Here is a 25,555-nt window from a genome sequence, read left to right on the forward strand (position 1 = left end):
TAATAAAAACAAGAGGTCACACACATGATTGGGCAATATCAGGACATCCTGACCATCGAGCAGGCAGCACAACCCAACGCCGCACTGGCGAACACTTACGAATTACTGCAACAGAGCGCGCAGCAGTTTGGCCCCGAACCGGCACTGAGTTTTTTCTTTCATGTCGACGATCACCACCAGCCACACCGCTGGAACTACCGCGAGCTGTTTGCCGACGTCACCCGCGCCGCCAATCTGTTCCGCCGCTTAGGTGTCGGGCGTGGCGATGTAGTGGCGCTGATTCTGCCTAACCTGCCGGAAACCCATATCGCCATGTGGGGTGCCGAGACCGCCGGTATCGCCTTTGCCGTCAACAACCAGCTGGAAAGTACGCAGCTGAGCGAGCTGCTGCGCACCGCCAAAACCCGCTGGGTTGTCACCGTGGATGCCGGGGTGGATGCCGATATGTGGGCGCGTACCGCGCAGGCCTGCGCCGGTTTGCCTGACCTGCAGGGCATTCTGCGCGTCAGCGGTCAGCGTTACGGCGTCAGTCCGGTGCCTGCGGGCATGAGCAATGAACTGCCGCTACTGAGTTTTAACGACCTGCTGGAAGCCGCCCCGGCGGATGAACTGCTGTTCGATGCGCCACAGGCTGACGATATTGCCGCTTACTTCTGTACCGGCGGCACCACCGGTTTGCCGAAGATTGCCCGCCACAGCCAGCGTAACGAAGTGATCTTCGCCGGCCAGCTGAATGCGGCTGTCGGCGGTTCGATGCTCGGCCGTGGCCGCACCGTACTGACCGCTCTGCCGCTGTTCCATGTCAATGCGCTGCTCGGAACCGGACTGGCCGCCTTCGCCAGTGGCAGCCACGTGCTGCTGGCCGCGCCGGCGGGTTTCCGCGCGCCGGGGCTGATTCCGCGCTTCTGGGAAATCGTTGCCACCCACAAGGTGAATGGTTACTCCGGCGTACCAACTATTTATGCCGCACTGTTGCAGGTGCCCTTTGGCGACTGGGATATCAGCTCGCTCAGTGCTGCCATCTGCGGTGCCGCGCCCATGCCAGCAGAACTGATCCGTCGCTTTGAGCAGCAATGCGGACTGCGCGTACTGGAAGGCTATGGCCTGACCGAAGGCGTCTGTGCTTCGTCGGTCAGCCCGGTGAAAGGCGAGCTGCGTCCGGGCTCTATTGGCATGCGTCTGCCGTGGCAGGACATGCGTGCCATGGTGCTGGATGAACACGGGCAGTGGCTGCGCGATGCGCAGACCGACGAAACCGGTGTGATCTGCATCAGCGGCCCGAACGTCTTTCAGGGCTATCTCGACGATGCCCACAACCACGGCGTCTGGTTCACCACGCCTGAGGGCCAGCACTGGTTCAACACCGGCGATCTGGGCCGCTGCGATGCCGAAGGCTTCTTCTGGCTTACCGGGCGTAAAAAAGAACTGATAATCCGTGGTGGTCATAACATCGACCCACGCAGTATTGAAGATGCGCTGGCAGCCCACCCGGCAGTAGCGATGTGCGCTGCGGTCGGCCGTCCGGATATCTATGCCGGCGAGCTGCCGGTGGCCTATGTGCAACTGCGTCAGGGCGTCAGTGTCAGTGATGAAGAACTGCTGGAGCACGCGCGTCAGCACATTGCCGAGCGCCCGGCGGTGCCGAAAGCGCTGATTGTGGTTGATGCGCTGCCGCTGACCGCTGTGGGTAAAACCTTCAAGCCGGCGCTGATGATGCGTGAAGTCGAACTGGCCGTGCGCCGCGAAGCGGAATTACTCGGTCTGGCACTGGAGCAGGTGGACGTTGAGCAGGAGCCGAAGCGTGGCATCGTGGCGCGCTATCGCTGTCGTGCTGACAGCCAGACGCTGACCCCGAACCTGGCCGCGGATCTGGCAAAGGTGCTGGCCGGCTATACCTTCTGCAGCGAGGCTGTTCACTGAGCCCTGAACCAGAAGCACTGAATCAGAAACCCTGAGCCAGAAGCCCTGAGCAAAACCGTATCGCCCGGAGTGACCTGTCACTTCCGGGCGATGCCTTGCTATCCCTCAGGCGCAGAACAGGTTGCCCTGACCTTCCTTTACCCATAAGCCCGCACTCCTGAGTTATTATTAACACCCTCATTATTAGTGGAGTCAGATATGAGCGACAACCACATCCGCGTCTGGGATATTTTTGTGCGCCTGTTTCACTGGATTCTGGTCGCGGTGATTGGCTTTGCCTGGTGGAGTGGCGAGCAAGGCGGTGACTGGATGGAGTGGCACAAGCGCTGTGGCTACACCGTGCTGGGGCTGGTGATCTTTCGCGTGTTCTGGGGTTTTGCCGGCAGCGCTTACGCCCGCTTTAATCACTTTCTGTATTCTCCGAAAGCCACTCTGGCTTACGTTGCGGCCATGCTCAAAGGTCGCGAGCCGCTGTACCTGAGCCATAACCCGCTGGGCGGCTGGGCAGTCGTGGTGTTGCTGCTATGGTGTACTTTGCAGGCGGGCACCGGCTTATTTGCCAACGACGATATCTTTACCGAAGGGCCGCTGGCGCATCTGGTTGGCTACGATCTGAGTATTGAGATTACCCGCTGGCATAAGCTGCTGTTCGATGGCTTGCTGATCCTTGTCGCGGTTCATATCGCGGCGGTGGCCTATCACCAACTGCTGCGTAAAGAGCCGCTGTTGCAAGGTATGCTGACGGGGAAAAAACCGGCCAGCCATCGCGCCAATCAGGCCGCCGACAGAATTGTGGCGACCGAGACTGGCGTCTGGCTGAAAGCCTTAGTGCTGGCAGCGATTGCCGCCGCCAGCGTCTGGGGACTGATCAGTCTTTAAACGACTCAGTCTTTGAACTTGTCGTGGCAGGACTTACAGGTCTTCGCCACGCTCATGAAGGCCGGACGGATGGCATCCATATCACCCGCGCTGGCGGCTTCTGCCAGTGCGGCAGCGTTGGTTTCAAAGTCGGACATAATGCCGGCAAAGGTTTCCCAATCTTTTTCAATGGCGGGCAACGCATCGGTAGAGCCGCTGTAAGTGCCGTTATAAGAACCGGCAACAAAACCTTCCAGAGGCATTTTACTCAGTGCTGCCAGGTTCGCAGCACGACGGGAAAACTCGTCGGCATTGAACTCCTGCTTGCCTTTCACCATGTCGCCCATAGGTCCGAAGTTCCAGCGCACGGCTTTGTAGATACCCTGACGGTATTCCACGGCATCAGACACTTTTACTTCAGCCAGGGTTAGGGTGCTGCTCGCCATCAGTGCGGCCAGAACGGCGGTACGTGTTATCAGGTTCATGCTTTTATCCTCTCAGCATTATCGGTTACGTGGGCAGTTTATCGGTCTGGCGGCTTTGCGCTATCGACCATTACCAACCTTTACATTTTTATCAGTAAGACTGATGACCGCCTTCAGGCCAGCAACTGCCATTGCCTGCGTTAATCGGGGCCATCAGCAGAACTCATTATCCGCCATGACACCACCCTCTTATTCTGAATGCCTGGTTGGCGGACTGCGACAGCACAACCGCTACGACCAGTTTGGCCCGAATTCATTCACAGAAAAAATAGCGGACATCACGAGTATGATTAAACAAGCATTCATCAGTGTTTTCGTGCAACTGGGCAATCAGGCAGCGGCCGATTCCTGAGTAGCGGAAGTGCCTGGGTTATCCTGCAGTAAGGTGGGAAGCAGAAACGGCATCAGCGTCTGCGGCGCCAGATCAAGCAACAGACCCGGCAGAGTCACGGGGAGCGGTGGTAACCAGCGCGGCGGGCTGTCAGCCAGTTCACACTGCTGGCACTGCCCTTGTCCGCCATTGCTCAGACGCTCAGTCAGACTGTCGACGCTGCCCAGCACGATCAGGGCAAGGCACAGCAGTAACAGGGTAAAAGACGGACGACGACCCATAGCACCTCCGCAGCAACAACGGACACAACAGGATTAAATTAAACACCTGTTCAATCCAGCTTAGCCGCGTGGATATTGAAGTGCACTTCTATCGCCCGCTGCACATCACGAATGGTCGGTGTTTTTTCGGTATGCACCAGAATAATCAACGACTGCGCATGCACATGATGATCACCATCAGGATGGGTCACCACTTCACCGTCTTTGGTCACATACGCCAGCGGTGTGCCCAGATTGGCCTGCACCACCGCATTCACCACATCGGCCCAGCGCTCGCCTTCCAGCCAGACCGGGAAGCGCACCGGGTGGTCGTCGGCATGGGTAAACATATCCTCAATCACCAGCTCCACACCGGGAGCGACCATCGCCCGCACAATGATTTCCGGATAAGAGCGGATCGGGCGCAGCACGGTTTTAATCTGCAGATTGCGCAGCCGTGGCCGGTTGCTGTCTTCCACACATTCAACAATCGTCAGGTGGCCAAGATGCAGTTCGAACAGACGGTAAGCAATATCGAAGGTGTAAGAATCGCTGTCGGCGGAATATTCATCCCGCGCCAGCACCACAATATGGCTGGCACGCTCGGCTCCGGCGCGTTTTAAATCGTCCGGCCGGCTGGCCAGCCCGGTGGTATGCACCACTCCCAGCTGACGCAGGCTGTCGGGCAAACCATCGGGGAAATCTTCATTCAGCAGCTGGATCGGCGTATCGCGATATTCGTCGCTTTCACGAATCTGCATGATCATGCGCTGAAAATAGGCTTCGCGGTTATATTTGGGCGAATTAATAATGAGAATATGATCGGCCATGTTCCAGTCCCAGTGTCCGGTGCGGATACGTTCCCGCCGCGCAATGCGGAAATCCACATAATCGCTGATTAAAAAAGTCATAAGCGTAATGCCGCAGATAAACATCAACAGCATCGTCGCCGCCTGTCCGGCCGGCGTAGACGCCGACACGTCACCATACCCCACGGTGGTCAGCGTGGTCATGGTCAGCCAGATGGCGTGCCACAGCGCCATGTCTTCCAGCCATACCATCGCCGTCACATGTACGGCCGCAAACCCCAGCAGCAACAACGCCGAGCGAATAACCGAACGACGGATATTGGTATCGGTCTGGTACACCGCATGACGGACACGGCGGTGATGGTGGATAAAACGGGTTACTTTATTCATGTCCGCATCATAGCCCGGCCTTACCTCATCCCCAAGCCATCAGTACCTGAAAAAGCCAGCGTAATCCGCTACACTCGCGCTATTTCCCACCAAAGAGATTCCTGTTATGGGTTACCACATTTACGGCATCGGCAACGCACTGGTCGATAAAGAGTTTGAAGTCGGCGATGAATTTTTCGCCAAAGCGGGCATCCAGAAAGGCATGATGACCCTCATCGACGAACAGCAACTGGCCAGCATGCTGGAAACCCTGACCAGCGATTACGGCCTGAAAAAACGCGCCTGTGGTGGCAGCGCCGCCAACACCATTATTGGTGCCAGTTATTTCGGCGCAAAAACCTTTTATACCTGTAACGTAGCCAACGACGAAGCCGGTGATTTTTACGTCGCCGATTTAAAAGCCGCCGGAGTCGATACCAATATTGGTGGCGAGCGTGATCAGGGTGTAACCGGTAAATGCCTGGTGATGGTAACGCCGGATGCCGAACGTACCATGAATACCTATCTGGGCATTACCAGCGACCTGCACGAAAAGCACATCCACGAAGATGCGTTAGCGCAATCGGATTATGTGTATATTGAAGGCTATCTGGTGACCTCCGACACCTCCCGCGCAGCCGCCGTACGCGTACGCGAACTGGCACGCAAACACGGCGTGAAAGTGGCGATGACCTTCTCTGATCCAGCGATGGTGCAGTTCTTTAAAGACGGCCTGCTGGAAATGCTCGGCGACGGCGTCGACCTGCTGTTCTGTAACGAACAGGAAGCCAAGCTGCTGGCCGATACCGACGATTTAAATATCGCCATCGATGTGATTAAACAGCACGCCAAAACCTTCGCAATTACTCTGGGGGCCGAAGGCGCGCTGGCGTTCGACGGTGAAACCCTGCATAAAATTGCGCCGTACAGCGTCACCGCCGTCGACAGCAACGGTGCAGGCGATATGTTTGCCGGTGCCTTCCTCTACGCGATCACCCAGGATTATGGTTTTGATGTTGCCGGACGTCTGGCGTCCGCCGCTTCGGCTCAGGTTGTCAGCCAGTTTGGTCCGCGTCTGGATGCCGAACAGCACGCGCCGTTAAAAGCGTATCTGCAGGGTTAATCAATCGCACAGAAAAATAAAAAGGGACTCTGACGAGTCCCTTTTTTATTACCCGGAAAACGCATTCTTTTTTATAAAATCCAGTACAAAGCTTCCAGCGCCACCGCTACCTGAATACGGTTTTCGGCCAATGGCCGTGGCAGCATTTCTTCGGCTTTCGCCAGCCGTCGTAATAAGGTGTTGCGGTGAGTATGCAGTCGTTTTGCCGCTTCGGTAGCGTTACAGCCGCACTCAAGAAAAGCATGCAATGATTGGCGCACCGCGGCCGGAGCCTGTGCCAGATCGCCCAATACGTGCCCGGAATAATGCTGAATCGATTTTGCATCTTTGGCTAAAAACGCCATTAACCGCACACGGTCGTAGCTCACCAGCTGTACGTTGGATTTTAATCGTCCCAAAACCCGCTGTGCCGCCTGAGCATCCAGATGCGAGCGGCGGAAACCATCAACTCCATTGCCGCCTTCGCCATAACTGATGCGGATGTTTTCTTTGTTCTTTAATGCCATTTCCAGCACTTTTTCATTCACCGGAAATTCTGCCGCCGCCCATACCCAGACCACCGAAGGACTGACAAGAATTTTTAACGACTCCGCCTGCTGACAGGCTTTCTGAAAAGCGGTAGCAAGGTGTTCCAGATCGGAAATTTCGGTATCAATTTCTTCACTCCAGATAATGGCGCTGTGATGCGTCTGCGCGAAGGGGTAATTCAGCAATCGTTCTGCACCCGCCAGATCCACCGCATCACCGGCGATAATCTGTGAAATCAGTTCGCGCTGCTCTTCCAGCTGACCGCTCTTACGTGCTTCGACATCCCGTTGCATCCGCTCTATGCCCAACTGCAGGCTGTCATCAATAAAGGTATTGATCGATACCGATGAAATCTCCAGCAATTGCTGCAGCTCCAGTGGGTCCTGGGTGAGCTGAAACACAATTTTCATCCAGTATTGCCAGGCAATATCCTGCACCGAGCGTGCATTATTGAGCAGCACCTGTGCCGCCTGTGTCGGATACAGCTCACTGATGCCGAGCACGGCCTCTTCCACCAGAAAAGCACTGACAGGCTGATCCGGCCGTTCGATCACGGCATTCAGCCAATGAATCGTACCGGCACGGATAGCTCGCCGTTGCTTGGCTGACAACACCGGATCGGCGTACAAAGTATCGGTATCGCCGCTTTTAAAATTACTGCCCTCCAGTTCATCCAGAACCTCTGGACTGGTTGCCAGTTGCAGTGCCAGCTCCGCGCCGCAACGCATCAGATACAAAATGCGCTGCGGCACGCTCGGCCAGCGATGACGGGTACTGATGGCCATTTTCATAACGAATCCCAATCCAACCTGGTGCAATACGCACCAAATATATCCCTTATAGTGTTGTTTTGTACATTGAAGCCTGAAAGCCCCGTTCATAAAATGAGCAGACTCAATAAACAAAAAAGTCTGTATTGCGAACAGGTATTCACCAGCTGACGCAGGTACAAAAAAACGGCCTGATCGAACAAAACTCCACGTCATCACCACGCAGCTGACAGAAAAATAAAAATGGCATCTGCCAAACAGGGAGACATTATGAATACAAAATTTCAGCCAGCCATTGAAGCGCGTAAAGACATCGACTTCGGTCTGGACGCCGATTTCCCGAAATACTGGAACGCTGGCGATGCGTTTAAAACCCGCATAATGGATGCGCTGCAGCTCAGTTTTCCTGACGGTGAGCGCTATTTTATTTCCAGTGTACGCGCCTTCCGTGATCGTATAACCGACCCGAAACTGCAGCATGACGTGAAAGAATTCACCATGCAGGAAGCTCAGCATGGTATTGCACACACCAAGTTCAACGACCTGCTGGCGGCACAGGGCATGCCGATGGAAACTATTCTGAATGAGCTTAAGGAATACATTAAAAGAGATCAGAACAAGTATTCCGACGAATTTAATCTGGCGTTAACCGCAGCCTACGAACACTTTACCGCGCTGCTGGCAGAAACTTTTTTTTCCCGCAAAGAGGTCAGTGCCGGCATTCATCCGAAAATGCGCGCCATGCTGGCCTGGCACGCCATTGAAGAAATGGAACATCGCTCCGTTGCCTTTAACGTGATGAAAAACGTCGCCAAAGTCGGTTATATCAAACGCTGTCTGGCCATGATTATCGCCACCCGCCATACCACCAAAGTCATGTTCGACTACGCCGATGTACTGCTGAAAACCGATGGCTATAACTGGTTTCAGCGGCGCATGATGTTTATGAAAAACCTGAACTGGATGTATGGTCGCAAAGGTATTCTTTCATCCATGCTGCCTAAATTGTTGATGTACTTCCGCCCGAGTTTCCACCCGGAAGATATTCCGGTAATTCACAACTACGGCGAGTGGGTACGGGTTTACGATTCAACCGGTAACCCGCATGAAGCCTGTGATGCGCTGCTGGCGGCGGCGTATTGAGGAGATATCAGGAATGAAACCTGAAGCCCCGGAAATTTAGTCCGGGGCTGAATTTAAAGCGCAATCACTTCAACATCAAAGGCATCCGCTTCATCACAAAATGAAGTTGTTAAAAAGGGAGACTCAATCACGTTAAGCTTCGGCAGGTGACGAATATCCTGCGCAGAGTGCATATCAAAATAGTCTTCGCTGCCACTCCAACGTGGAGCCAGCTGGCTGTAAATGTCATCGCCGCCATCGGCACAAAGCTCGGTAATATCCGCTAACAAATGCTGAGGAATACCGAGCTTCTGGAAATAATCCCTGACCTCCGGCATCACCTGATAGGCCTGTTCACTTTCAGGATCCATATGAGCGTTTTCCGGTTTTTTGACAAACTCACAGACATCAAAAGCCGGCCTCAGGGTTTTGTCTTCATACATCAGTTTCTGAATCACCATCAGTTTGAAACCAAAATCAGCAAAATCGGATACCAGCCCGGACTTTTGCATCAGTTTTTCCCGCGCACTGCTGTCGTATAAGGCTTTATCTTTAAGGTCGATTTTCAGCTTTGATTTTAATTTTTTAAGCGCTGGCGGAAGATCGGTGAATGGATTATTTCTGACATTCACCTTTTTTAATGCTGGCAGATCGGTGAGCCACTCCGGCAAACTGGCCAACTGACACCCCGACAGATCTATTTCCTCCAGAGCCGTCAGCCTGGCCATACTTTCAGGCAACTCACGGATCGGATTATCACTGAGATCCAGTGTCTTCAGCGCACTCAGCTGACCAATCACATCGGGCACCTTGCTGAACCGGCACTGTTTTAACGACAGCGCAGTAAGAGCTGCAAGACTTCCCAACTCATCCGGCAACTGCGTAAGCGGCTGTGCTTCCAGAGTCAGTTCCTGCAGCTGCGACAGTAACGACCAGCCGCCAGGAACGGCGGTCATCGACGTGTCGCTGAGGGTAAGATAGCGCAGCTCTGCAAACCCGGATATCCGCGCCGCGTCTTCCGCAGACAAAGACAAGCGGCTGATAGTCAGTTCAGCCAGCGAGCGGTTTTGTTGTAACAGGCTGATCAGCCCCTGCTTTTTACTAAGCGATGAATTGCTGCAGCTGAAATGCCGAAGCTCCTGCTGTCGTGCCAGACCAGCACAATCAATGACAGAAAAGGCATACGATAAATAATTCAGCCCGGTATAAGTACTGAGGTCGACGCACTCATTATGATAAGCAACATACAACGCTTTGACGTCGTCCGGGTCTGCGCCAGAAAGTGTATTGGCATAGAAAATATTGTCAGAAAACTGGTCGTACAAATGACTCATTTGAAATCCATTAGCGGAGGCATATTTCACGCAGTATATGGGATTTCCATACCGGCATCACAGACTAACCAACAGAGATATCAGTTATGAGGGGCTGGAGGATGACCTTCGTCGCAAGCTCCTCCGTTCTCTCCGCTCGCAGGCTCACACGATTGTCACTCAGGCATCCTGCCTTCATCCCTGCGGGCGCCTGCGGCGGACCAAATTGCTCCCGGCAATTTGTCGAACCTGAGAGTCCGAACCAAGTCTCTCCGTCTTGCGGTAAATAAAAAAGGCTCCTGAATCTGTGCGTCTTATACACACAGATTCAGGAGCCTTTTTTATTTAATGGCCCGCCCGAGAGGATTCGAACCTCTGACCTCTGCCTCCGGAGGGCACAGCCTTAATAGTCATTAAATCACATATAACTGATTTTAAAAGGTTTTATTCTCAATGCTTTCCGATATTCTTTTCAATTTTATGCATCTTTACAAAATTACTGGTCACAAAAGTTGGCACCACATTTCAGGTTTTTTGACCTCTACCCTCACTTTGGCCGATGTACTTTCTACCTATTTTCATCAATTTTATGTTCCCGATTATGAAATCCTCCCTGGGGGATAAGCTTGCCTTTATCCTCTAGGGAGGATATTCCAATCTTTATCCTTTATAGAGGATATTCCTGATGAAGATCACATCGCCACGTGGATTGGCAAATGCGCTCCAGTAAGCCCGTAAACAGCAGAACCAAACACAGCAGGCCATAGGTGAACTGCCGGGCATCAAGCAGAGCACAGCATGCTGCTTTTGAAACCTCGCCTGAACATGCCAAGATCGAAACACTGTTTAAGTTGCTGTCGGCGCTTAATCTGGAATTGGTTCTGGAACCCAGAAAGATCGCTGTTGGCTGATGAAATTGCCGCAGGAGGATTTTTGCCAGGCGCTTTGCGTATCGCCCGTCCTGAAATACGAGAATCATGGCTGCCCAGGAATAAAAGAAGGTATGGAGTTGTTACGCGGCTCCCAACAGGCAATTCATGACCGTGAAACCTTCTTTAAATTGCAGATAGTGTTCTGGATGCTGGCAGCCATTGATGGCCACGCCAAAAACTTCAGCCTGTTCATTGAGCCGGATTCAGCTTTCCGCATGACACCGATTCACGATGTGCTGTCTGCCTATCCGCTAATGCGGGCAAATTCTCTGCCCGCTGCCAAGGCCAAAATGGCCATGTCGGTGAAAGGAAAAGCCGGCATTACCATTGGCAACGTATCGAACTGCGTCATTTTATGAGTACCGCCAAAGCGGTGGGTTTTTTTGATACAGAGAGCACAGCAATTATTAATGGAGTTGGCGGAGAGTACTACAGCTGTTATCAGCAGGGTTGAGATGCTTTTACCACATGATTTTCCGGCAGTAATCGCAGACTCCATCTTTAACGGACTGCAGGAACGCGCTGATTTTATTCGTAAGGTATAAGCAGGTTATTCCCGTTGGGTGGCAATGCTCAAAAAGTCGCTGCGAGTAGGATACACCGATCTTTAAAACCGGTGATTTCACGCCATTCATGGATCTTTCACTTTCAGATATCGGCCGGACATAGCCCGTGAAAGACAAGTGAAAGATGAGTATCCATGCGGGTGAATTTTCGCTATTCACAATCAGAGACCGCACACAGATAAAAACGTGCGGTGAAAGGTAGTGAAATGTGTTGAATTAAGTAGGCACTAAGTACAGCAACTTTTAATAATGGCTTCATTGAGGGCTTTAGCGTCCTGCTCAAAGGTCTGGCGGTTCTTATCAATGCGACGAGAGCATGCTGCGCGGAATTGCCCGGCGGCATTTCGAAATCCGCGCAGGGATGAGACCGAAGCTGACCACCAGACTCACCTGCTAAACCCCGACCAGCACGCACGCCCTCGCCGGATGAACGGCTAACTAAGGCGCAATCTTACGCTTAAGAGCCTGCGCCATGGGCTGCGGAAGGCTGGGCAGCGAGCGCAGCAGCCAAGGCAGCATACGGCGCTTAATCCCGCTAAGTGTCTCGGGTACCAGTGCTTCAATCAGGTGTGGTCCTGGTGTGGCCAAGGCGTATTCCAGCGCCTTGGTGAAGTCCTCGGCACTGTCGGTGCGCACCGCGTGCACGCCCATCCCCTGGGCCAGCCGGGCAAAGTTCAGGCGCGGCCCGTCCAGATCCAATTGTGCACGTGCCTTTTCGCTGCCATTGCCTGCCCCCACGCGCTCCAGTTCGACGTTAAGTACCGAGTAGCTGGCATTGTTGAAGATGATACTGACCACGTGCAGGTTTTCGCGGGCCATGCTCCACAGCGCCTGAATGGTGTACATCGCGGTTCCATCGCCGATCAACGCCACCACAGGCCTATCCGGGCAGGCCACGGCGGCGCCGACAGCGTTGGGCAGCCCCTGACCGATGGCTCCTCCGGTCAGGGTGATCAGATCGTGACGCGGGCAACCGGCGGTCATCGCGCCGAGCATCAGCCCCGAGGTGATGGCCTCGTCGATCAGAATGGCATTCTCCGGCAGCAAATAGCCGACGGCTTTACACACTTTGGGCGCGGTCAGTTTGCCGCGCGGCCGAGCGGGGCGCCCGGGAGCCTGCCGCTGCGGTTGTGTCTGGCTGGCGCCTAAGGCTACGACGAGCTTGGCCAAGCTGGCCGCTGCATCCTGCTCAGGGGTCGCCAGGTTATGCACAGTGCAGCTGTCAGGCACCAGATAGCTCGGCTTACCGGGGTAGGCAAAAAAGGACACCGGTGCCTTGGCATCGACCAGGATCAGGTGCTGAATATCGGCCAGCTGCACTCCGGCCATCTCAGCCAGATAGGCGATACGTTCGACCGACGGCAGACCAGCACCGCGCGTCAGCCGGGTGGGAAATACTTCAGCCAGCAGCTTGATCCCGAACTGCGCGGCAATCCGCGCCGCCGCCAGCAAACCCGGCTCGCGCAGTGCCTGGCCGCCAAGCAGCAGCGCAGTCTTGCCGCCGCCCTGAATGGCCTTGACGATGCTCTGTACCACGGAGTCATCGGCTACCGGAGCCGTGCGCCGAGGCGGCATAGCGCATGGCTGTCCTCCCGCCCCCCAGGATACGTCGGCCGGTAGGATCAGTGTGGCCACCTGACCCGGCAAGCCTTGGGCGGCACGCACCGCGTCCACCGCATCCTGGCTCAGTTGCGCGGTACTGCCACAGGTACGCACGAAACCCGGCGAGACGTTGCGCGCGACGGTTTCGATGTCCGACTGCAACTGCGCGTCGTACTGGGTGTGGTAAAGGGCATGGTCGCCAACGATATTGACCACGGGCACCTTGCCCTTGCGGGCGTTGTGTAGATTGGCCAAGCCGTTGCCCAGGCCGCAGCCCAGGTGCAACAACGTGGCGGCAGGTTTATCAGCCATGCGCGCATAGCCGTCGGCGGCGCCGGTGGCCACGCCTTCAAACAGAGTCAGCACAGCGCGCATGCGCGGCTCGCTGTCCAGGGCGGCAACGAAGTGCATTTCGCTGGTTCCGGGGTTGGTGAAGCAAACCTCGAGGCCAGCATCGGCCAAAGTTTGTAGCAGGGCTTGGGCTCCGTTCATGAGCGCTCCTGTGGGGTGACCAGATGACTAGGGTTGTTGTCGGTAACTCGGTTGACGTCGGCCAGCGGCATGACATAGGCACGTGCCCGCAGGACTGGGGGGTGCTCAATGAGCACCTTTGCTTTTTCACGCGTTTCCACGAGCAGACTCTCGCGACGCGGCTGGCCGGAGTTGCGGTCTTGGGCAAAAGCGGCACGCTGTGCGGCAAAGCAGCGGCGCATGACTGCCGGGATATGCCCGTAGAGATGCTCAGCGTTGCTGTGCATGAGTGAATCCTTAACGGTGTTATACATCGCAGGTAATGGCCCGCGCTGCCGCGCGCGCAGTCATAATACAAGCAGGCAGGAAGGTGCCTTCCAGCGAGCGCTTGCCACTGGCTCCCCCGCCGCCAAAGCCGGCCGCCTCGCCTACGCAGTAGAGCCCAGGAACCGGTTGTTGGTAAGCATCCAACACCCTGCTGTTCAGGTCGGTTTGCAGACCACCCAGGCTCTTGCGGGTAATCAGCTGCATGTGAATGGCGATGAACGGGCCAGCACCAGGCTTCTGCAACGGTGCCGGCTTGCAGGTGCGCAAGCGGTCAGGTCCCCACTGCCGCGCATGCAGGATGCGGCGAATCTGGTCGTCGTTATGCAAACACTGGCCTTTGCTAAAATTGGCGTCGAACGCATCGGCAGTGGCCTGCAGCCTGGCGGGGTCGATGTCGTGCGAGGCGGTGAGCATATTCATCTTCGTGGCAAGCCCAGTCAGGCTGTCGTCCACGATGAAATGTGGGCTTTCCTTCTGCATCTGACGCACCAGGCGATGGTTACCCAGCAGCATCTCCTTGATGAAACGGATGAACTGCTTGTCGCGAATACGCTGGTTGTGTTCTGCCCCAGAAATAGCGAACTCTTTGGCGGCGATACGCCAGTTGAGCAGATGCCAGGTCCAAGGCTTTTCCTGCTCAGCCACGCGCTGACACATCCAGTGCGTGTCGAACCCGGTGACCAGCGGCTGCGGCCCTATGCGCTCACCACGATGGTTGAGCCACAATGCCGACTTACAAGGAATGGTCGACAAGCCATGGCCGGCGAAATGCGGATAGGGGTGCGGAAAGCCAGCGGCGTAATTCCACATCTCGCCAGCATGGATAATCTGCGCACCGAGCTGTTCGGCAGCCCAGTGGTGCAAACAGCCATCGGCCATCGGATGCGCGCCATTGAGCATGGTCTCTGGCAAAGGGCGCTCTTTGAGCCAATTGGCCCTGCATTCTGTGTGACTTCCATTGATGCCCCCCATGGCCAGCACCACCGCTGGCGCACTGCAACACACGACCTCGCCGGTCCGCTCATTAATGGCAAGGGCACCACTCAATTTGCCGGCCGCATGCTCCAATCCGGTCACCCGATGCTCGTGTAACAGGGTCAGGTGTCCATCATGGTTAGCTCGATGCAGAGCCGCCACCAGGCAGCGCACTAGTTCACGCGAGGTACCCCAAACCACGTGATAGCGCGGCAGACTATTACCATCGCCATTCAGGCCACGCTCCACCCAGTTCACCGCTGGCATGAACTTGATGCCTTCACTCCTCAGCCAGTCATACACCTCACGGCGCGAATGCTCTACGTAGTAGCGTGCCCATTGCAACGGCCATTCATCCTGCAAATCCAGCTCACCAAACTGCATCCAGTCATACAGAGCCCGCTCGGGTGTATCCGGAATACCCATGGCCTTTTGCAGTCGCGTACCCACCAGAGCCATGCCGCCGAAGGCCCAGAGCGCTAGGCCGCCGAGGCGTTTAGGTGTATCCCGGTCGATCAGCACCACCCGCTGGCCCGCCCGTAGCAACTCTAACGCTGTGACGATGCCCGCCAGGCCACCCCCTACCACCACCGTATCCGCTTGCAATAACGCCATAGCTCAGCCTCCATAGATGACCACGCCGGACATGCTTCGTGCGTCGCCTTGTTGTTAGCCACGATAGTCGGTAACGTTTATTTCGGATTGACTCCATGGGCCACCAATAATGACTCTGCAGGCCAGCATTTCCGTTAGTTGAATCAACATCACGCTGGACGCGGCAGAGCAACTGGGTGGGGCGGGCCATATCAATTCCGCAGCACCGCGTTATCCAAACAGGATATACCCACAATGATCCGGCCCATGCTATTGAAGATGCCGGCCGTCCACATAAAATCAAAAATAACTGATGACCCCGGAGCTGGACTTGATTACGCAGGATTGCTGGTGCTTGTATCATCGGGATAAGAGGGTTGGTGGTACTTTTTTGCGGGCAGTCGGGTCATCGGTTTCTTTTAACGCTATTCGATACTGGTGCTTAGATGAATATTGAAAACTATGAGGAACTCATTCTGGCTGCCATGAGCCAGCAGGAGCCACAACGCCTGCTGTTTGTTCTGGCAAAATCAGAGTTGCCCGAAGGATACACAGAAGAGCAGCAGGGACGCTTTGAGAAAGGCGAAGGCGGTGTACTCAGCCCGGTATTATGCGTTGATAAACTTCCTGGTGAAGTGATGCACTTTCATGAACTTGTCAGCGAATCGGAAAAAACCGGACAGCAGTGGGATGTAGCATTTATCAGTGCCATGTCTGGCCATGACGGCTTCCCGCCACAGCCGGAAGAGGCTGACCAGTACCTGCAGCTTATGGTGAATAAGATCAACGCCGGCATGATATCCGAATACCTGACGTTCAACCGCAATGGTGAGCTGATCGCCCTTTACTGATTTGCCCTTTGCTGATTTATAGAGATCTCTGGCTCTGTTTATGAATGCGGCTGATCAGCTTCATAACCGGGGCCGGAATTCTCCCCATCAGTTCCAGACTGTCGATAAAGTTTTTCAGATACAGCCCGAGTTCGGTGTTACCTGTTATTAACAGCCGACGCTGGAAGAACAGCGTATCCGGATCCACCTCATTATGCAGCATCTCCAACAACGATTGCTGATCTGTGCGCAGAGTAACCTCTGATATCTGCGCCGGGATCATCACTTTGATTCTGTTATCATAAGCCGTAACGGTAAATGAGAAGTTCAGATCACGGATATTAACCGTCGCCAGTTTACGCTCAAGAAAATCAAGTTCTCCGGCAGACAGCTCTTTGCCAAGAAGATGATTAAGCGCAGATGCGATTACCTGCTCAAGAATAAAATCGGGCGTATAGCGTGTTATTTTTTCAGGTAGTTTTACCAGCCTATAACCTGCGGCCTTATGAAATTTCCGGGAAAGCATAACGAACCTTCACACCCCAATACCTGCATTTACGCCAGAATAAAAAATTCTTAAGCCAATAGGCAAAGCCCATTAATGGGTAGTTCAAACCTACCTATTCGTAGGTTTAGCGGCGACCACCTGATTTCATTAACATATCAATAGTGTTTTAGGGCCTGTCGATACTAATTAAATCGGCCTGCTGAGAACCAGTCTTTCTCAGAACAACGAGAGAGGAGCGATATTGTCAGGAACATCCATTTTCCTGACCCTACGAGCTTCGCGCTCATCCGCTCCGGGCAGATGGGTAACGGGTTAAATGAATGACGAACAACGACGTTAATGGAAAAAACCGGCCTAAGCCCGGAAGGTTATGGCTAAAAATTCCTCATCCTGCGTTGCTGTTCGTTCGCTTAACCCGTTAGGCCACACTCTCAGCGCCTTATCTGAGAAATTTTTAGCTGAAAACAGGCCTGTTTAACTAGTGTCGACAGGTCATATCATGGCAGAAATACTATGGAATTGCTTTGCCCTGCGGGAAGCCTTCCCGCCTTAAAAGCAGCAATAAATCAAGGCGCAGATGCGGTATACGTTGGCCTGCGCGGAGATACCAATGCCCGTCATTTTGCCGGCCTTAACCTGGCAGGTTCAGGGCTGGACGAAGCTGCTTCTTATACACACAAACATGGACGAAAAATCCATGTTGCTATCAATACATTTGCGCACACCGATGGTTGGGAGCGTTGGCAAAAATCGGTCGACACCGCCGTGCGGGCTGGTGCAGATGTTCTGATACTTGCAGACATTTCACTCCTAGCTTACGCACATGACCGTTATCCGAAAATAGAGAAACACCTGTCTGTTCAGGCATCGGCAACCAACCCTGCTGCTATCGATTTTTACCGTAATCTGGGCGTATCCCGTGTCGTTCTTCCGCGGGTGCTATCCATGCAACAGGTGAAGGCACTTGCACGTATCTCGGATATGCCACTGGAGGTCTTTGCTTTTGGAAGTCTGTGTATTATGGCGGAAGGCCGCTGCTACCTGAGCTCTTACATGACAGGTGAATCTCCGAATACTGCCGGCGTCTGTTCACCGGCAGCCCATGTTCGCTGGGATGAAAAAGCCGATGGAACCCTGGAGTCACGCCTTAACGGGGTCATGATTGATCGTTTTAATGCCGATGAAAATGCCGGTTATCCAACTTTGTGCAAAGGGCGATTTCAGGTTGGAAACGACTTGTATAATGTTCTTGAAGAACCGACCAGCCTCAATACACTGGAGTTGCTGCCAGAGTTATTCAGTGAAGGAATTGCCTCCCTGAAAATCGAAGGGCGTCAACGCAGTCCCGCCTATGTAGAAAAAATCACCCGGGTATGGCGCCAGGCAATTGATGCCGTTCAGAAAGATCCGCAGCGATTCCGGGTACAGGATGAATGGAATCAGATTCTGAACTCATTATCGGAAGGCAGCCAAACCACTCTTGGCGCTTACCACCGGAAGTGGAAGTAAATTATGAAATTTTCTCTCGGTGCCATTCAGTATTACTGGCCAAAAAACGTCGTTCAAAAATTCTACGAGAACGTTGCTGATTCTTCAGTCGATATTGTTTACCTTGGTGAAACGGTATGCAGCAAACGCCGTGAAGTTAGCTTAAAAGATTATCTTAATATTGCACATCAGCTGCGCGAATCAGGGAAACAGGTCTGTCTGTCAACAATGACCCTACTTGAAAGTCCTGCGTTACTCAGAGAGATGGCACGCTACATCGATAATGGTGAATTTATTGTTGAAGCCAATGACATTGGTGCTGTTCAACTTGCTAAAGAACGGAATCTTCCTTTTATCGCCGGGCCCGCCATTAACTGTTATAACCAACACACCCTGAAATATCTGGTAAATGCAGGTTTAGCACGCTGGGTAATGCCAGTTGAACTTTCACGGGACTGGTTGAAAACATTACTGGATCAGGAAGTTATTCGTGATATCCGCAGTTACTTTGAAACAGAAGTGTTCTCTTTTGGCCATATACCTCTGGCATGGTCGGCCCGCTGTTTTACTGCGCGCTCGGAAGACCGGCAAAAAGATCAATGTGAACTTTGCTGTATCAATTATCCAAAAGGCAGAGAGGTTTACAGCCAGGATGGAAAACAAGTATTTGTTTTAAATGGTATTCAGACCCAGTCAGGCCAGCGTTATAACCTTATTAACGATTTACCCTCCATGCACCGGCTGGTTGATATTGTCCGCCTGAGCCCTGAACCGGAGGGAACCCTGGAATGGCTGAACCATTTTCGGGATAACATCCGCGGAAAACATCCGATCAAACTCGAGGAAGGGGACAGCAACGGCTACTGGAATCGCCTGGCTGGAATGCTGACTCATGAAATCGAGGCGCTCTGACGCCTTATACTGGCAAGCTCCTTCGCACCTCAGAGGAGGTATTGAATATACCCACTAAGTGAGTTCTGGGTATCTCTGCAGCCGAATTGTTTTTACAGTTTATTCTGTCATCGTAGCCTATTCTACGTAGCTTAATGGCAGGGTCTTATATGCCGAATCTGACAGGCTGGAAGCCGGACGATACGGATTTCTGGAAAAATACAGGCAACCGTTATGTACGCCACCTGCCGATTCTGCAATTAATTCTGTTACTTGCCGGTTCGTCCGTATGGATGGGCTGGTCAGTACTCTCGGCCCTGATGGCCGACAGCAGTTGGGGCTTCAGCCCGCAAGAGCTTTTTTCGCTGATTTATATCGCAGGCTTTTCTGGCGCAGCGCTGCGTCTGTGTGGCAGGTTTCTGGTATTTCAGTTGGGTACCCGGGCCGTAATCTGGTCAGGAATTATTGGAATATGGATTTCGCTGATTGCCATATTCTGGGTCTTTAAAGAATCAAATACGCCTCTTTGGGCATTCAGAATAGCGGCAGCCTGCTGTGGCTTTGGTGCTGTCCTCCTGCCCAAGATAACCAGCATCAACCGCTATATTTATCCGCGCCGTATGCGTTTTATTTCCCAGGAAATACCCCTTGGACTGGGTGATGCCGGACTGATTCTGATTATGGTAATGATCCCAACGATCATTTATTGGAATCCACCACTAAAAAATATTTTTACCGAATACGTTCTTATTCATGACAGCAGCAACCTGATCGGTGTCATCCATGAAGGCCACGGACTTTGGTTTCAGTGGTTAATACTTCCAATTGCCGGAATGTGTCTTTTAGCCGCCTGGCTGAACCGCTTTTCACCGGCAGTTAATATACAGAATATGATGCTGATGCGGTCAGCCGGTATCTTTTCCTGGGGGCGTTCCTGGCTACTGCTCCTGCTGGTCATATTGGCCAGTATCGCCATGCCCTATGTGTCGAATAACAGCATGATTACCGGTGCCTTTCCTGCCGTCAGGGAAATGAGCATTTTTATCGTTATTTTTCTCGTGATTTTTGCCATGCAGAATCTTGCGGGCAATCAAATATTTGCAGAGCAGCAACTGAAAGCCCTGGCTAATCGCGAAGTCCATATACTGGCGCTGATGTACCTTATGGGCCATGGTTCTTTTCTTGGATTATCCGTCAGCCTGCCTCTTCTGACAGACCTGATATTTTCCTATATTCCAACCGATGGACATACCGGCAGCCGGATCAATCCCGCCGCCCCATCCATCCTGTCCTACTGCTGGATAGGCCCTCTGTTAGGGCTTTCGGCCAGAGCAGCGGGAAGCTGGATGTCTAAACACATCAATCCGGGAAAGATTCATCAGGTGGCACTGTTTGCGCTTTTCCTTAGTACCGTCGGCATGGCTCTGACCATAACATCAGCCCTCTCATCACCGAATCCGGAATTCTATTTCTTTCGTTTTTACATGATAACCCTGTTATTTTTCATTGCTTCTGGCATGTCATCCGGAAGCATTACCAGCCTGGCCATTAAGAAGATTCCTGCAAATTACGCCGACCACAGCCTGATATGGATAATCAGTATATCGTCCTTCGGGTTTTTCTATATTCCTGCATTGTTTGCTGATCACTGGCAAAGTGCCGGGCCGGCAGCAGTATTATCCGGCCTATCTATTTTTTACCTGACAGGGATGATCATTAACTGGTTTTTTTACTGGCGAAAGGGAGAGGAATCACTCAGCTGAATGACAAGATACAGAATCAGGAATGAATATCGGGGATAATTTTACTTTCTATATGGTTTACCAGATCAAGCAGAACATCGTTACCATACTCTTTGTCCTGGCGTTTTTTTAAGCCATATTCAGAAAGCAACAGATGATGACTCTCGATGACATCAATACTGTTAAGACTCCTCTGTACGCAGCGCAGAGGACAGCCATCAATTGCCAGAACCGGACGACCCGACTGAGCCAGCCGGATAATAGGTTTAACCTGGCCACCGATACCGGCGACACAGGACATTTCTGCAACACCTGAACGATCCAGTTGAACGGCAATCCGGTTGGCAAGCTGTGCCACCTGAGAACAGCCAGAGCAAGAATAAACCAGTGGTTTTGCAGGATCTTTCATAAGAACTCTCCACTGAAAAAATCTGCAGAGCAGAGGTTGATTTTCAATATATCACGTCAAATATTTTTTACTATAATCCATTAAGAATAAATGTCGGTATTATGCGGAAAAGATAAGGAGCCTTTGAATACTTCTTTATGGATATAATCCATTATTCAAAGGCTCACTCTTTGGGTATCAGCCATAGTAAAGGCCATTCCCCCTAGCAGGCTGTTGATTTTCTATCTGCGTTGCCACTGCAGTGTTAAAAACCAACTCAAAATGCTCATTTACGACCTGTAAACTGCGCTTTTTCGCCGGTTTTTGCCTTGCATTGACTGCCTCAAAAACGAAAATAAACAACCGACAAGCCTGTCACTTGGCTTTCTGCTGACTGTAATAGGCAGCAAGGTTAGCAATATCCTGATCACTCAGGCCTTTTGCCATTGGCGCCATAATGGCTGCATTGCCTCCGGTTCTCTGGCCATCACGATAAGCCTTGAGTGCATTTTCAAGATAGGCCGCATGCTGTCCGGCCAGTTTCGGGTACATTGGAACCATACTGTTACCGTCAGCATTATGGCAGGCTGTGCAAATTCCAGATTTTGCCTGCCCGGCAGCCGCATCACCGGCCGCCATGCTGGCAGAACTGAATGCCAACGTAACAATGGCGCTTGCCAGAAGTATTTTTTTCATCATCAATCTCCTTAAGGTTGCCCTGAGGCTTATAGCTGCCAGATGGCAGTCAGCGTGACTGCAGAAATGGTCACGAGCAACCATCCATGCAGAAATATTTGTAAAATGAGTGGGGCCTGCTTCATTTCCATAAAATACTGGATTATCCAAAAGCCTTTTATCAACGTTGCGAGCCAGGCGAAAAAAGCTAATATAATAAAATAATCTGTTCGGCCGATAACAACAGCTGATGTCAGTACCAACATCAACAACCACAAGGTTTTTAATGACAATCCTGCTGTGCTGCTCATCGTATTACCATCAGTCATCTTAGTACATAAAGCGCAGGGAAAAGAACAATCCACACTAGGTCAACCATATGCCAGTAAGAGGCTGCACTTTCCGCCGCCTTGAGTTTCTGTTCATCATCCGAGCCTGTCTTTTTCAGCCAACGACCGAGAATAATAAGAATCATTATTCCGGCAAGTACATGGAGCAAATGAAAGAACGTCGTGAAAAAATAAAACCCGAAGAATATATCGTAGTGCAACGAGTACCCATTGCTATAGAGTGTTTGATATTCACTCACTTTACTAATGACATAGATCATTCCACAGCCGGATGCCGCGAAAAAATAACGCGCATAGCCATCGCCCTGAATGCGGAGCTTATTAACGCCTGTTGCTACCAGGTAACTGCCCGTCAGCAATGCCATCGTATTAATCACCCCGGCAGAAACATGCAGTTCCTGCAGGCCGGCCTGAAACATCTCCGGCTGCCGGAGGCGAACCAGAGAGAAGCCAGCGATCAGCAGGCCAAAAACAGCCAGTTCAGCACAAAGAAAAAACCACAGGGCAATATCACCCGGGATCTTGTCTTTTCCGCTCAGAGTCAGCGGGCTGTTCATATATTCAGTCCGGTCAGATTAAGATAGAGCTTCGGCAGCATCCGTGGCAGCTGATCCGCACGGTTAATACAGAAGTACCCCTGATGACCAAACACATAGGGAACATAATCAGCACTGTTCTGATCAATGGTGACACAGTGGGTTGCTACCCCTGCACGGTGAGCCTCGGTGATTGATACCCGGGTATCTTCAAGGCCATAACGACCTTCATACAGATCCAGATCATTAGGCTTACCGTCGGTCAGTATCAGCAGTAGGCGCTTTTCTGCCGGATGATCATTAAGGATATCGGTTGCCTGGCGGATAGCCGCTCCCATGCGCGTGTAGTAGCCGGGCGTTAAGGCTTTAATCCGGCCGTGAACATTTTCACCCCAGGGTTCATTAAAGTTTTTGATCATATTAATCCGCACGTGATCGCGCCGGCGTGATGAAAAGCCATACATAGAAAAGCGATCACCGCTGGCATCCAGTGCCTCCCCCAATAAATGCAGACTGTCGCGGATAACATCGATAACCTGCTTATCATTGTTGGCCCAGGCGTCGGTCGACAGCGACAGGTCAGCGAGAACAAGACAGGCCAGATCACGGTTCTGACGACGCTGCTGCCGCCATACCGGCGCCACGCTTTCGGCGTGTCCCTGCAGCCGGCTGGTGCAGTGATCAATCGCAGCATTTATATCCAGCTGCTGCCCCTGAACCTGCCGGCGCAGTTGCACCGGCTGAGTGTTAAAGCAGGCAAACTGCCGGCGCAGACGCTGCGCAGTCTGCTTAAGTTCATCTGGTAAAGGGGCTGGCTCAGCACCGCGTGGCAGCATCGGAATAACCCGGCAGTAATCCTCACGTAAACGCTGCTGGCGGTAATCCCACTCCGGATAAGACAGGCCAGAGCCCAGCGGGATGTCATCCTCCGCCGCACTGGGCAGATCCAGATCAAGGCGTATTTTTGAAGCTTGACCGCCACGGGTCCGCGATAGCGTAATCAGATCAAGATCTTCTGCTATGTTTCCGGCATCCGCGTCATCGGCATCATCTGCGGTACGGTCAACAGGAATAAATTCCGACCACGACAATAAGCTTTCCAGACGAAATAACAGCAGGCCATTACGGCCATCAGGATCATCGGCAAATTCGGCCTGGCGGCGGATATTTGCCGTGCTTTTCTGTTGCACCTCAGACGCTGCGGGCTCCTGTACATCGCCACTGTGCTGAAGCGGAGCCAGATTTCTGCCCGGATATAACCACAGGGGCACAGGATCAGGATCTCCCGGCCCGTCAGGCAGCGCAGTAACAGATCCCGGCTCCTTCAGAGCAGCACGTAATGCCATCTCTCTGGGCAAAGCCGCAGCACGGAGCTTCAGCCGGAAATCTCTCTGTTGCAGTTCGGCCTCAACCAGACGCCGGTAGACAGGGACCAGGCCGGGATAGCGTTGCAAGCAATGCTGCACGCTATGCTGATTATCAACAAACCAAGGTGCGGAGCCGGCAGCTGCCGGAAGCGTGCAGGATGCCAATGCCGCCAACCATAGGTACAGGTCAGCATTCAGCGTCCGCTGCGGATAAAAGTCGATATGATCCGGCAGATATAAATGATTCTGATCGCGCCACGCCAGCGCCTGACGCAGGCCGGAACCTGCCACCTTCTGCAACCACGAGCGCGACGCTTTAACCCGTTGCTCAGCAGCAACCGAGAGACGCAACCCGGCATCGCCGCCCAGCGCCCTGAATATCATCGCCAGTGTTTTCTGTTCATCGCTGAGCAACACCGCCGCATCCGGATAAGTACGGACAGCCACGCGGGTAATAAAATGATGCCAGCGGATACCAACAGCTTCTTCCATCGCAGTTACTCCTGTTCCCGGGCAATAATTACTGGTAATTGCCGCTCATACTGTCTGGCATCATCGCCACTGGCCCAATACAGCAGTGATCCGGCAGGATTGTGTTTTTGCACTTCAGCACAGGTATCAATACAGAGCCTGCATTGAGTGCAGGTAATCTTCCGCTGCTTATGTGCTCTTGGCGGCAGGCGCATAGGACAGACCTGATCACAGGCATGACAGTCACGGCAGTCTTTTCCCCGCTCTTTGCGGTAACCAATCACCAGGCCACGCGGATTGGCCGCCCAGATCAGACTCTGAAAAATTCCGACCGCGCAGCCATACCGGCAGAACCAGTGACGCGCCAGCGTAAATTCGATAAAAAATAATACCGTTGCCGCACACAGAAAAATCAGCGGATATGTATCAACCTGCAGCCGGAAAATACCCTGCCATAAAGGCAGCGGAGGGATCAGATAACTGAGCAGAGAAACCGCCCATAAAAAAGAACAGGCCAGAATCCAGAAAAAAAGTACCGTTCTGGAACCAGGGCGCGCCCCGCTGCTGCTCTTTTCCCACAACGAACGCCTGCCAAGCCAGTAATGCATTTTACTGTCCAGCCACTCCAGAACAGAAAAATGCGGGCACAACCAGCCGCAGTAAATTCGTCCCCAGCGCCAGACAAAAACAATAAGTACAATGACTGTCAGCAGGACGGGGAGCGCCAGACGCCAGAATAATTGTGAAAATACTGAAGCAGCACTCTGACCAGCAGCAGGTGCAAGCTCCAGCGTCCAGTCATAACCAAAAAAAATAAAATGGCCGAGCGTCAGATCCAGACGAAAAATATCCAGAACCGGCGCCAGCAGAAATAATAAAAAAAATACGCTGCGGCTGATCAGACGGTAGCGTTGCACCCCTGAATTCATCAGCCTGTCTTCCTGGCCGCTGCCC

Annotated in this window: 23 protein-coding genes; 9 read left to right on the top strand and 14 right to left on the bottom strand. The window is 52.9% G+C overall.

The genetic code is table 11. The features are described 5' to 3' along the window. Positions 1–24: 24 nt before the first annotated feature. Entirely contained in the window at positions 25–1,920 is a 1,896-nt protein-coding gene (locus NYR02_RS07310; protein ID WP_260975724.1) for an acyl-CoA synthetase, read from the top strand. Between the two features lie 198 nt (positions 1,921–2,118). Beyond that, positions 2,119–2,799: a cytochrome b/b6 domain-containing protein gene (locus tag NYR02_RS07315; RefSeq protein WP_260975725.1), complete on the top strand. Its 681-nt coding sequence runs from the start codon at positions 2,119–2,121 to the stop codon at positions 2,797–2,799. Positions 2,800–2,804: 5 nt separating this feature from the next. Here the strand turns inward: NYR02_RS07315 and NYR02_RS07320 are convergent, their stop codons facing one another. The 3 genes from NYR02_RS07320 to NYR02_RS07330 form a co-directional block, all read right to left on the bottom strand. Beyond that, positions 2,805–3,263 carry a c-type cytochrome gene (locus NYR02_RS07320; RefSeq protein WP_260975726.1) on the bottom strand — a complete coding sequence of 153 codons (459 nt, stop codon included), beginning with the start codon at positions 3,261–3,263 and terminating at the stop codon, positions 2,805–2,807. A 330-nt stretch (positions 3,264–3,593) separates the two neighbouring features. After that, the gene (locus tag NYR02_RS07325; protein ID WP_260975727.1) at positions 3,594–3,875 is read right to left on the bottom strand and encodes a hypothetical protein; all 282 of its coding nucleotides are present in this window, start codon (positions 3,873–3,875) and stop codon (positions 3,594–3,596) included. Between the two features lie 50 nt (positions 3,876–3,925). Continuing rightward, positions 3,926–5,053, bottom strand: coding sequence for a potassium channel family protein (locus NYR02_RS07330; RefSeq protein WP_260975728.1), 1,128 nt, complete (start codon positions 5,051–5,053; stop codon positions 3,926–3,928). A 106-nt stretch (positions 5,054–5,159) separates the two neighbouring features. Here NYR02_RS07330 and NYR02_RS07335 point away from each other — a divergent pair, with 106 nt between their 5' ends. Beyond that, a complete protein-coding gene (locus NYR02_RS07335) occupies positions 5,160–6,155 on the top strand; it encodes an adenosine kinase (protein WP_260975729.1) in 996 nt (331 codons plus the stop codon). 71 nt (positions 6,156–6,226) lie between these two features. Here the strand turns inward: NYR02_RS07335 and NYR02_RS07340 are convergent, their stop codons facing one another. Then, positions 6,227–7,474, bottom strand: coding sequence for a PucR family transcriptional regulator (locus NYR02_RS07340; protein WP_260975730.1), 1,248 nt, complete (start codon positions 7,472–7,474; stop codon positions 6,227–6,229). A 249-nt stretch (positions 7,475–7,723) separates the two neighbouring features. Here NYR02_RS07340 and NYR02_RS07345 point away from each other — a divergent pair, with 249 nt between their 5' ends. Next, positions 7,724–8,596 (top strand): metal-dependent hydrolase, encoded by an 873-nt coding sequence (locus NYR02_RS07345; protein WP_260975731.1) that lies wholly within the window; start codon positions 7,724–7,726, stop codon positions 8,594–8,596. Between the two features lie 53 nt (positions 8,597–8,649). On the opposite strand, the gene NYR02_RS07350 is transcribed toward NYR02_RS07345, so the two are convergent. After that, entirely contained in the window at positions 8,650–9,909 is a 1,260-nt protein-coding gene (locus NYR02_RS07350) for a leucine-rich repeat domain-containing protein (protein WP_260975732.1), read from the bottom strand. An 886-nt stretch (positions 9,910–10,795) separates the two neighbouring features. Between NYR02_RS07350 and NYR02_RS07355 the strand changes: the two genes are divergently transcribed. Then, positions 10,796–11,179 carry a HipA domain-containing protein gene (locus NYR02_RS07355; RefSeq protein WP_420864301.1) on the top strand — a complete coding sequence of 128 codons (384 nt, stop codon included), beginning with the start codon at positions 10,796–10,798 and terminating at the stop codon, positions 11,177–11,179. 645 nt (positions 11,180–11,824) lie between these two features. Here the strand turns inward: NYR02_RS07355 and NYR02_RS07360 are convergent. The 3 genes from NYR02_RS07360 to NYR02_RS07370 are packed head-to-tail and all read right to left on the bottom strand — an operon-like array spanning position 11,825 to position 15,376. Next, positions 11,825–13,480 carry an acetolactate synthase large subunit gene (locus NYR02_RS07360; protein WP_260975734.1) on the bottom strand — a complete coding sequence of 552 codons (1,656 nt, stop codon included), beginning with the start codon at positions 13,478–13,480 and terminating at the stop codon, positions 11,825–11,827. Further along, positions 13,477–13,746: a hypothetical protein gene (locus NYR02_RS07365; RefSeq protein ID WP_260975735.1), complete on the bottom strand. Its 270-nt coding sequence runs from the start codon at positions 13,744–13,746 to the stop codon at positions 13,477–13,479. Before NYR02_RS07365 ends, NYR02_RS07360 begins: the two co-directional genes overlap by 4 nt. A gap of 19 nt (positions 13,747–13,765) precedes the next feature. Then, the gene (locus NYR02_RS07370) at positions 13,766–15,376 is read right to left on the bottom strand and encodes an FAD-dependent oxidoreductase (protein ID WP_260975736.1); all 1,611 of its coding nucleotides are present in this window, start codon (positions 15,374–15,376) and stop codon (positions 13,766–13,768) included. A gap of 425 nt (positions 15,377–15,801) precedes the next feature. Between NYR02_RS07370 and NYR02_RS07375 the strand changes: the two genes are divergently transcribed. Beyond that, complete coding sequence (locus tag NYR02_RS07375) at positions 15,802–16,206, top strand: ribonucleotide reductase subunit alpha (protein ID WP_260975737.1); 405 nt, start codon at positions 15,802–15,804, stop codon at positions 16,204–16,206. Positions 16,207–16,222: 16 nt separating this feature from the next. Here NYR02_RS07375 and ubiT read toward each other — a convergent pair whose 3' ends face one another. Continuing rightward, positions 16,223–16,711, bottom strand: coding sequence for a ubiquinone anaerobic biosynthesis accessory factor UbiT (gene ubiT / locus NYR02_RS07380; RefSeq protein ID WP_260975738.1), 489 nt, complete (start codon positions 16,709–16,711; stop codon positions 16,223–16,225). A 495-nt stretch (positions 16,712–17,206) separates the two neighbouring features. On the opposite strand from ubiT, the gene ubiU reads away from it, so the two are divergent. From ubiU to NYR02_RS07395, 3 genes are all read left to right on the top strand, one after another. After that, positions 17,207–18,202, top strand: coding sequence for a ubiquinone anaerobic biosynthesis protein UbiU (gene ubiU, locus NYR02_RS07385; RefSeq protein WP_260975739.1), 996 nt, complete (start codon positions 17,207–17,209; stop codon positions 18,200–18,202). Positions 18,203–18,205: 3 nt separating this feature from the next. Next, positions 18,206–19,093: a U32 family peptidase gene (locus NYR02_RS07390; protein WP_260975740.1), complete on the top strand. Its 888-nt coding sequence runs from the start codon at positions 18,206–18,208 to the stop codon at positions 19,091–19,093. Positions 19,094–19,242: 149 nt separating this feature from the next. After that, positions 19,243–20,835 carry an MFS transporter gene (locus tag NYR02_RS07395; RefSeq protein ID WP_260975741.1) on the top strand — a complete coding sequence of 531 codons (1,593 nt, stop codon included), beginning with the start codon at positions 19,243–19,245 and terminating at the stop codon, positions 20,833–20,835. Between the two features lie 16 nt (positions 20,836–20,851). Here the strand turns inward: NYR02_RS07395 and NYR02_RS07400 are convergent, their stop codons facing one another. From NYR02_RS07400 to NYR02_RS07420, 5 genes are all read right to left on the bottom strand, one after another. Then, a complete protein-coding gene (locus NYR02_RS07400) occupies positions 20,852–21,223 on the bottom strand; it encodes a putative zinc-binding protein (RefSeq protein WP_260975742.1) in 372 nt (123 codons plus the stop codon). Between the two features lie 354 nt (positions 21,224–21,577). After that, complete coding sequence (locus NYR02_RS19525) at positions 21,578–22,153, bottom strand: c-type cytochrome (protein ID WP_260975743.1); 576 nt, start codon at positions 22,151–22,153, stop codon at positions 21,578–21,580. A gap of 49 nt (positions 22,154–22,202) precedes the next feature. Continuing rightward, positions 22,203–22,784 (bottom strand): cytochrome c oxidase subunit 3, encoded by a 582-nt coding sequence (locus NYR02_RS07410; protein ID WP_260975744.1) that lies wholly within the window; start codon positions 22,782–22,784, stop codon positions 22,203–22,205. Next, the gene (locus NYR02_RS07415; RefSeq protein ID WP_260975745.1) at positions 22,781–24,622 is read right to left on the bottom strand and encodes a nitric oxide reductase activation protein NorD; all 1,842 of its coding nucleotides are present in this window, start codon (positions 24,620–24,622) and stop codon (positions 22,781–22,783) included. Before NYR02_RS07415 ends, NYR02_RS07410 begins: the two co-directional genes overlap by 4 nt. A gap of 5 nt (positions 24,623–24,627) precedes the next feature. Next, a complete protein-coding gene (locus tag NYR02_RS07420; RefSeq protein ID WP_260975746.1) occupies positions 24,628–25,530 on the bottom strand; it encodes a 4Fe-4S binding protein in 903 nt (300 codons plus the stop codon). Between the last annotated feature and the right edge of the window lie 25 nt (positions 25,531–25,555).

The sequence above is a fragment of the Thalassolituus pacificus genome, from assembly GCF_025318105.1.
GTDB lineage: Bacteria > Pseudomonadota > Gammaproteobacteria > Pseudomonadales > Oceanobacteraceae > Venatoribacter > Venatoribacter pacificus.

Bases quoted from the DNA above. Each gene is read 5' to 3' on its own strand.
- NYR02_RS07360 (WP_260975734.1), bottom strand. From the start codon at position 13,480: ATGAACGGAGCCCAAGCCCTGCTACAAACTTTGGCCGATGCTGGCCTC.
- NYR02_RS07420 (WP_260975746.1), bottom strand. From the start codon at position 25,530: ATGAATTCAGGGGTGCAACGCTACCGTCTGATCAGCCGCAGCGTATTT.
- ubiU (WP_260975739.1), top strand. From the start codon at position 17,207: ATGGAATTGCTTTGCCCTGCGGGAAGCCTTCCCGCCTTAAAAGCAGCA.
- NYR02_RS07415 (WP_260975745.1), bottom strand. From the start codon at position 24,622: ATGGAAGAAGCTGTTGGTATCCGCTGGCATCATTTTATTACCCGCGTG.
- NYR02_RS07315 (WP_260975725.1), top strand. From the start codon at position 2,119: ATGAGCGACAACCACATCCGCGTCTGGGATATTTTTGTGCGCCTGTTT.
- NYR02_RS07410 (WP_260975744.1), bottom strand. From the start codon at position 22,784: ATGAACAGCCCGCTGACTCTGAGCGGAAAAGACAAGATCCCGGGTGAT.
- NYR02_RS07390 (WP_260975740.1), top strand. From the start codon at position 18,206: ATGAAATTTTCTCTCGGTGCCATTCAGTATTACTGGCCAAAAAACGTC.
- NYR02_RS07340 (WP_260975730.1), bottom strand. From the start codon at position 7,474: ATGAAAATGGCCATCAGTACCCGTCATCGCTGGCCGAGCGTGCCGCAG.
- NYR02_RS07310 (WP_260975724.1), top strand. From the start codon at position 25: ATGATTGGGCAATATCAGGACATCCTGACCATCGAGCAGGCAGCACAA.
- NYR02_RS07335 (WP_260975729.1), top strand. From the start codon at position 5,160: ATGGGTTACCACATTTACGGCATCGGCAACGCACTGGTCGATAAAGAG.
- NYR02_RS07350 (WP_260975732.1), bottom strand. From the start codon at position 9,909: ATGAGTCATTTGTACGACCAGTTTTCTGACAATATTTTCTATGCCAAT.
- NYR02_RS07365 (WP_260975735.1), bottom strand. From the start codon at position 13,746: ATGCACAGCAACGCTGAGCATCTCTACGGGCATATCCCGGCAGTCATG.
- ubiT (WP_260975738.1), bottom strand. From the start codon at position 16,711: ATGCTTTCCCGGAAATTTCATAAGGCCGCAGGTTATAGGCTGGTAAAA.
- NYR02_RS07330 (WP_260975728.1), bottom strand. From the start codon at position 5,053: ATGAATAAAGTAACCCGTTTTATCCACCATCACCGCCGTGTCCGTCAT.
- NYR02_RS07395 (WP_260975741.1), top strand. From the start codon at position 19,243: ATGCCGAATCTGACAGGCTGGAAGCCGGACGATACGGATTTCTGGAAA.
- NYR02_RS07370 (WP_260975736.1), bottom strand. From the start codon at position 15,376: ATGGCGTTATTGCAAGCGGATACGGTGGTGGTAGGGGGTGGCCTGGCG.
- NYR02_RS07400 (WP_260975742.1), bottom strand. From the start codon at position 21,223: ATGAAAGATCCTGCAAAACCACTGGTTTATTCTTGCTCTGGCTGTTCT.
- NYR02_RS07375 (WP_260975737.1), top strand. From the start codon at position 15,802: ATGAATATTGAAAACTATGAGGAACTCATTCTGGCTGCCATGAGCCAG.
- NYR02_RS07345 (WP_260975731.1), top strand. From the start codon at position 7,724: ATGAATACAAAATTTCAGCCAGCCATTGAAGCGCGTAAAGACATCGAC.
- NYR02_RS07320 (WP_260975726.1), bottom strand. From the start codon at position 3,263: ATGAACCTGATAACACGTACCGCCGTTCTGGCCGCACTGATGGCGAGC.
- NYR02_RS07325 (WP_260975727.1), bottom strand. From the start codon at position 3,875: ATGGGTCGTCGTCCGTCTTTTACCCTGTTACTGCTGTGCCTTGCCCTG.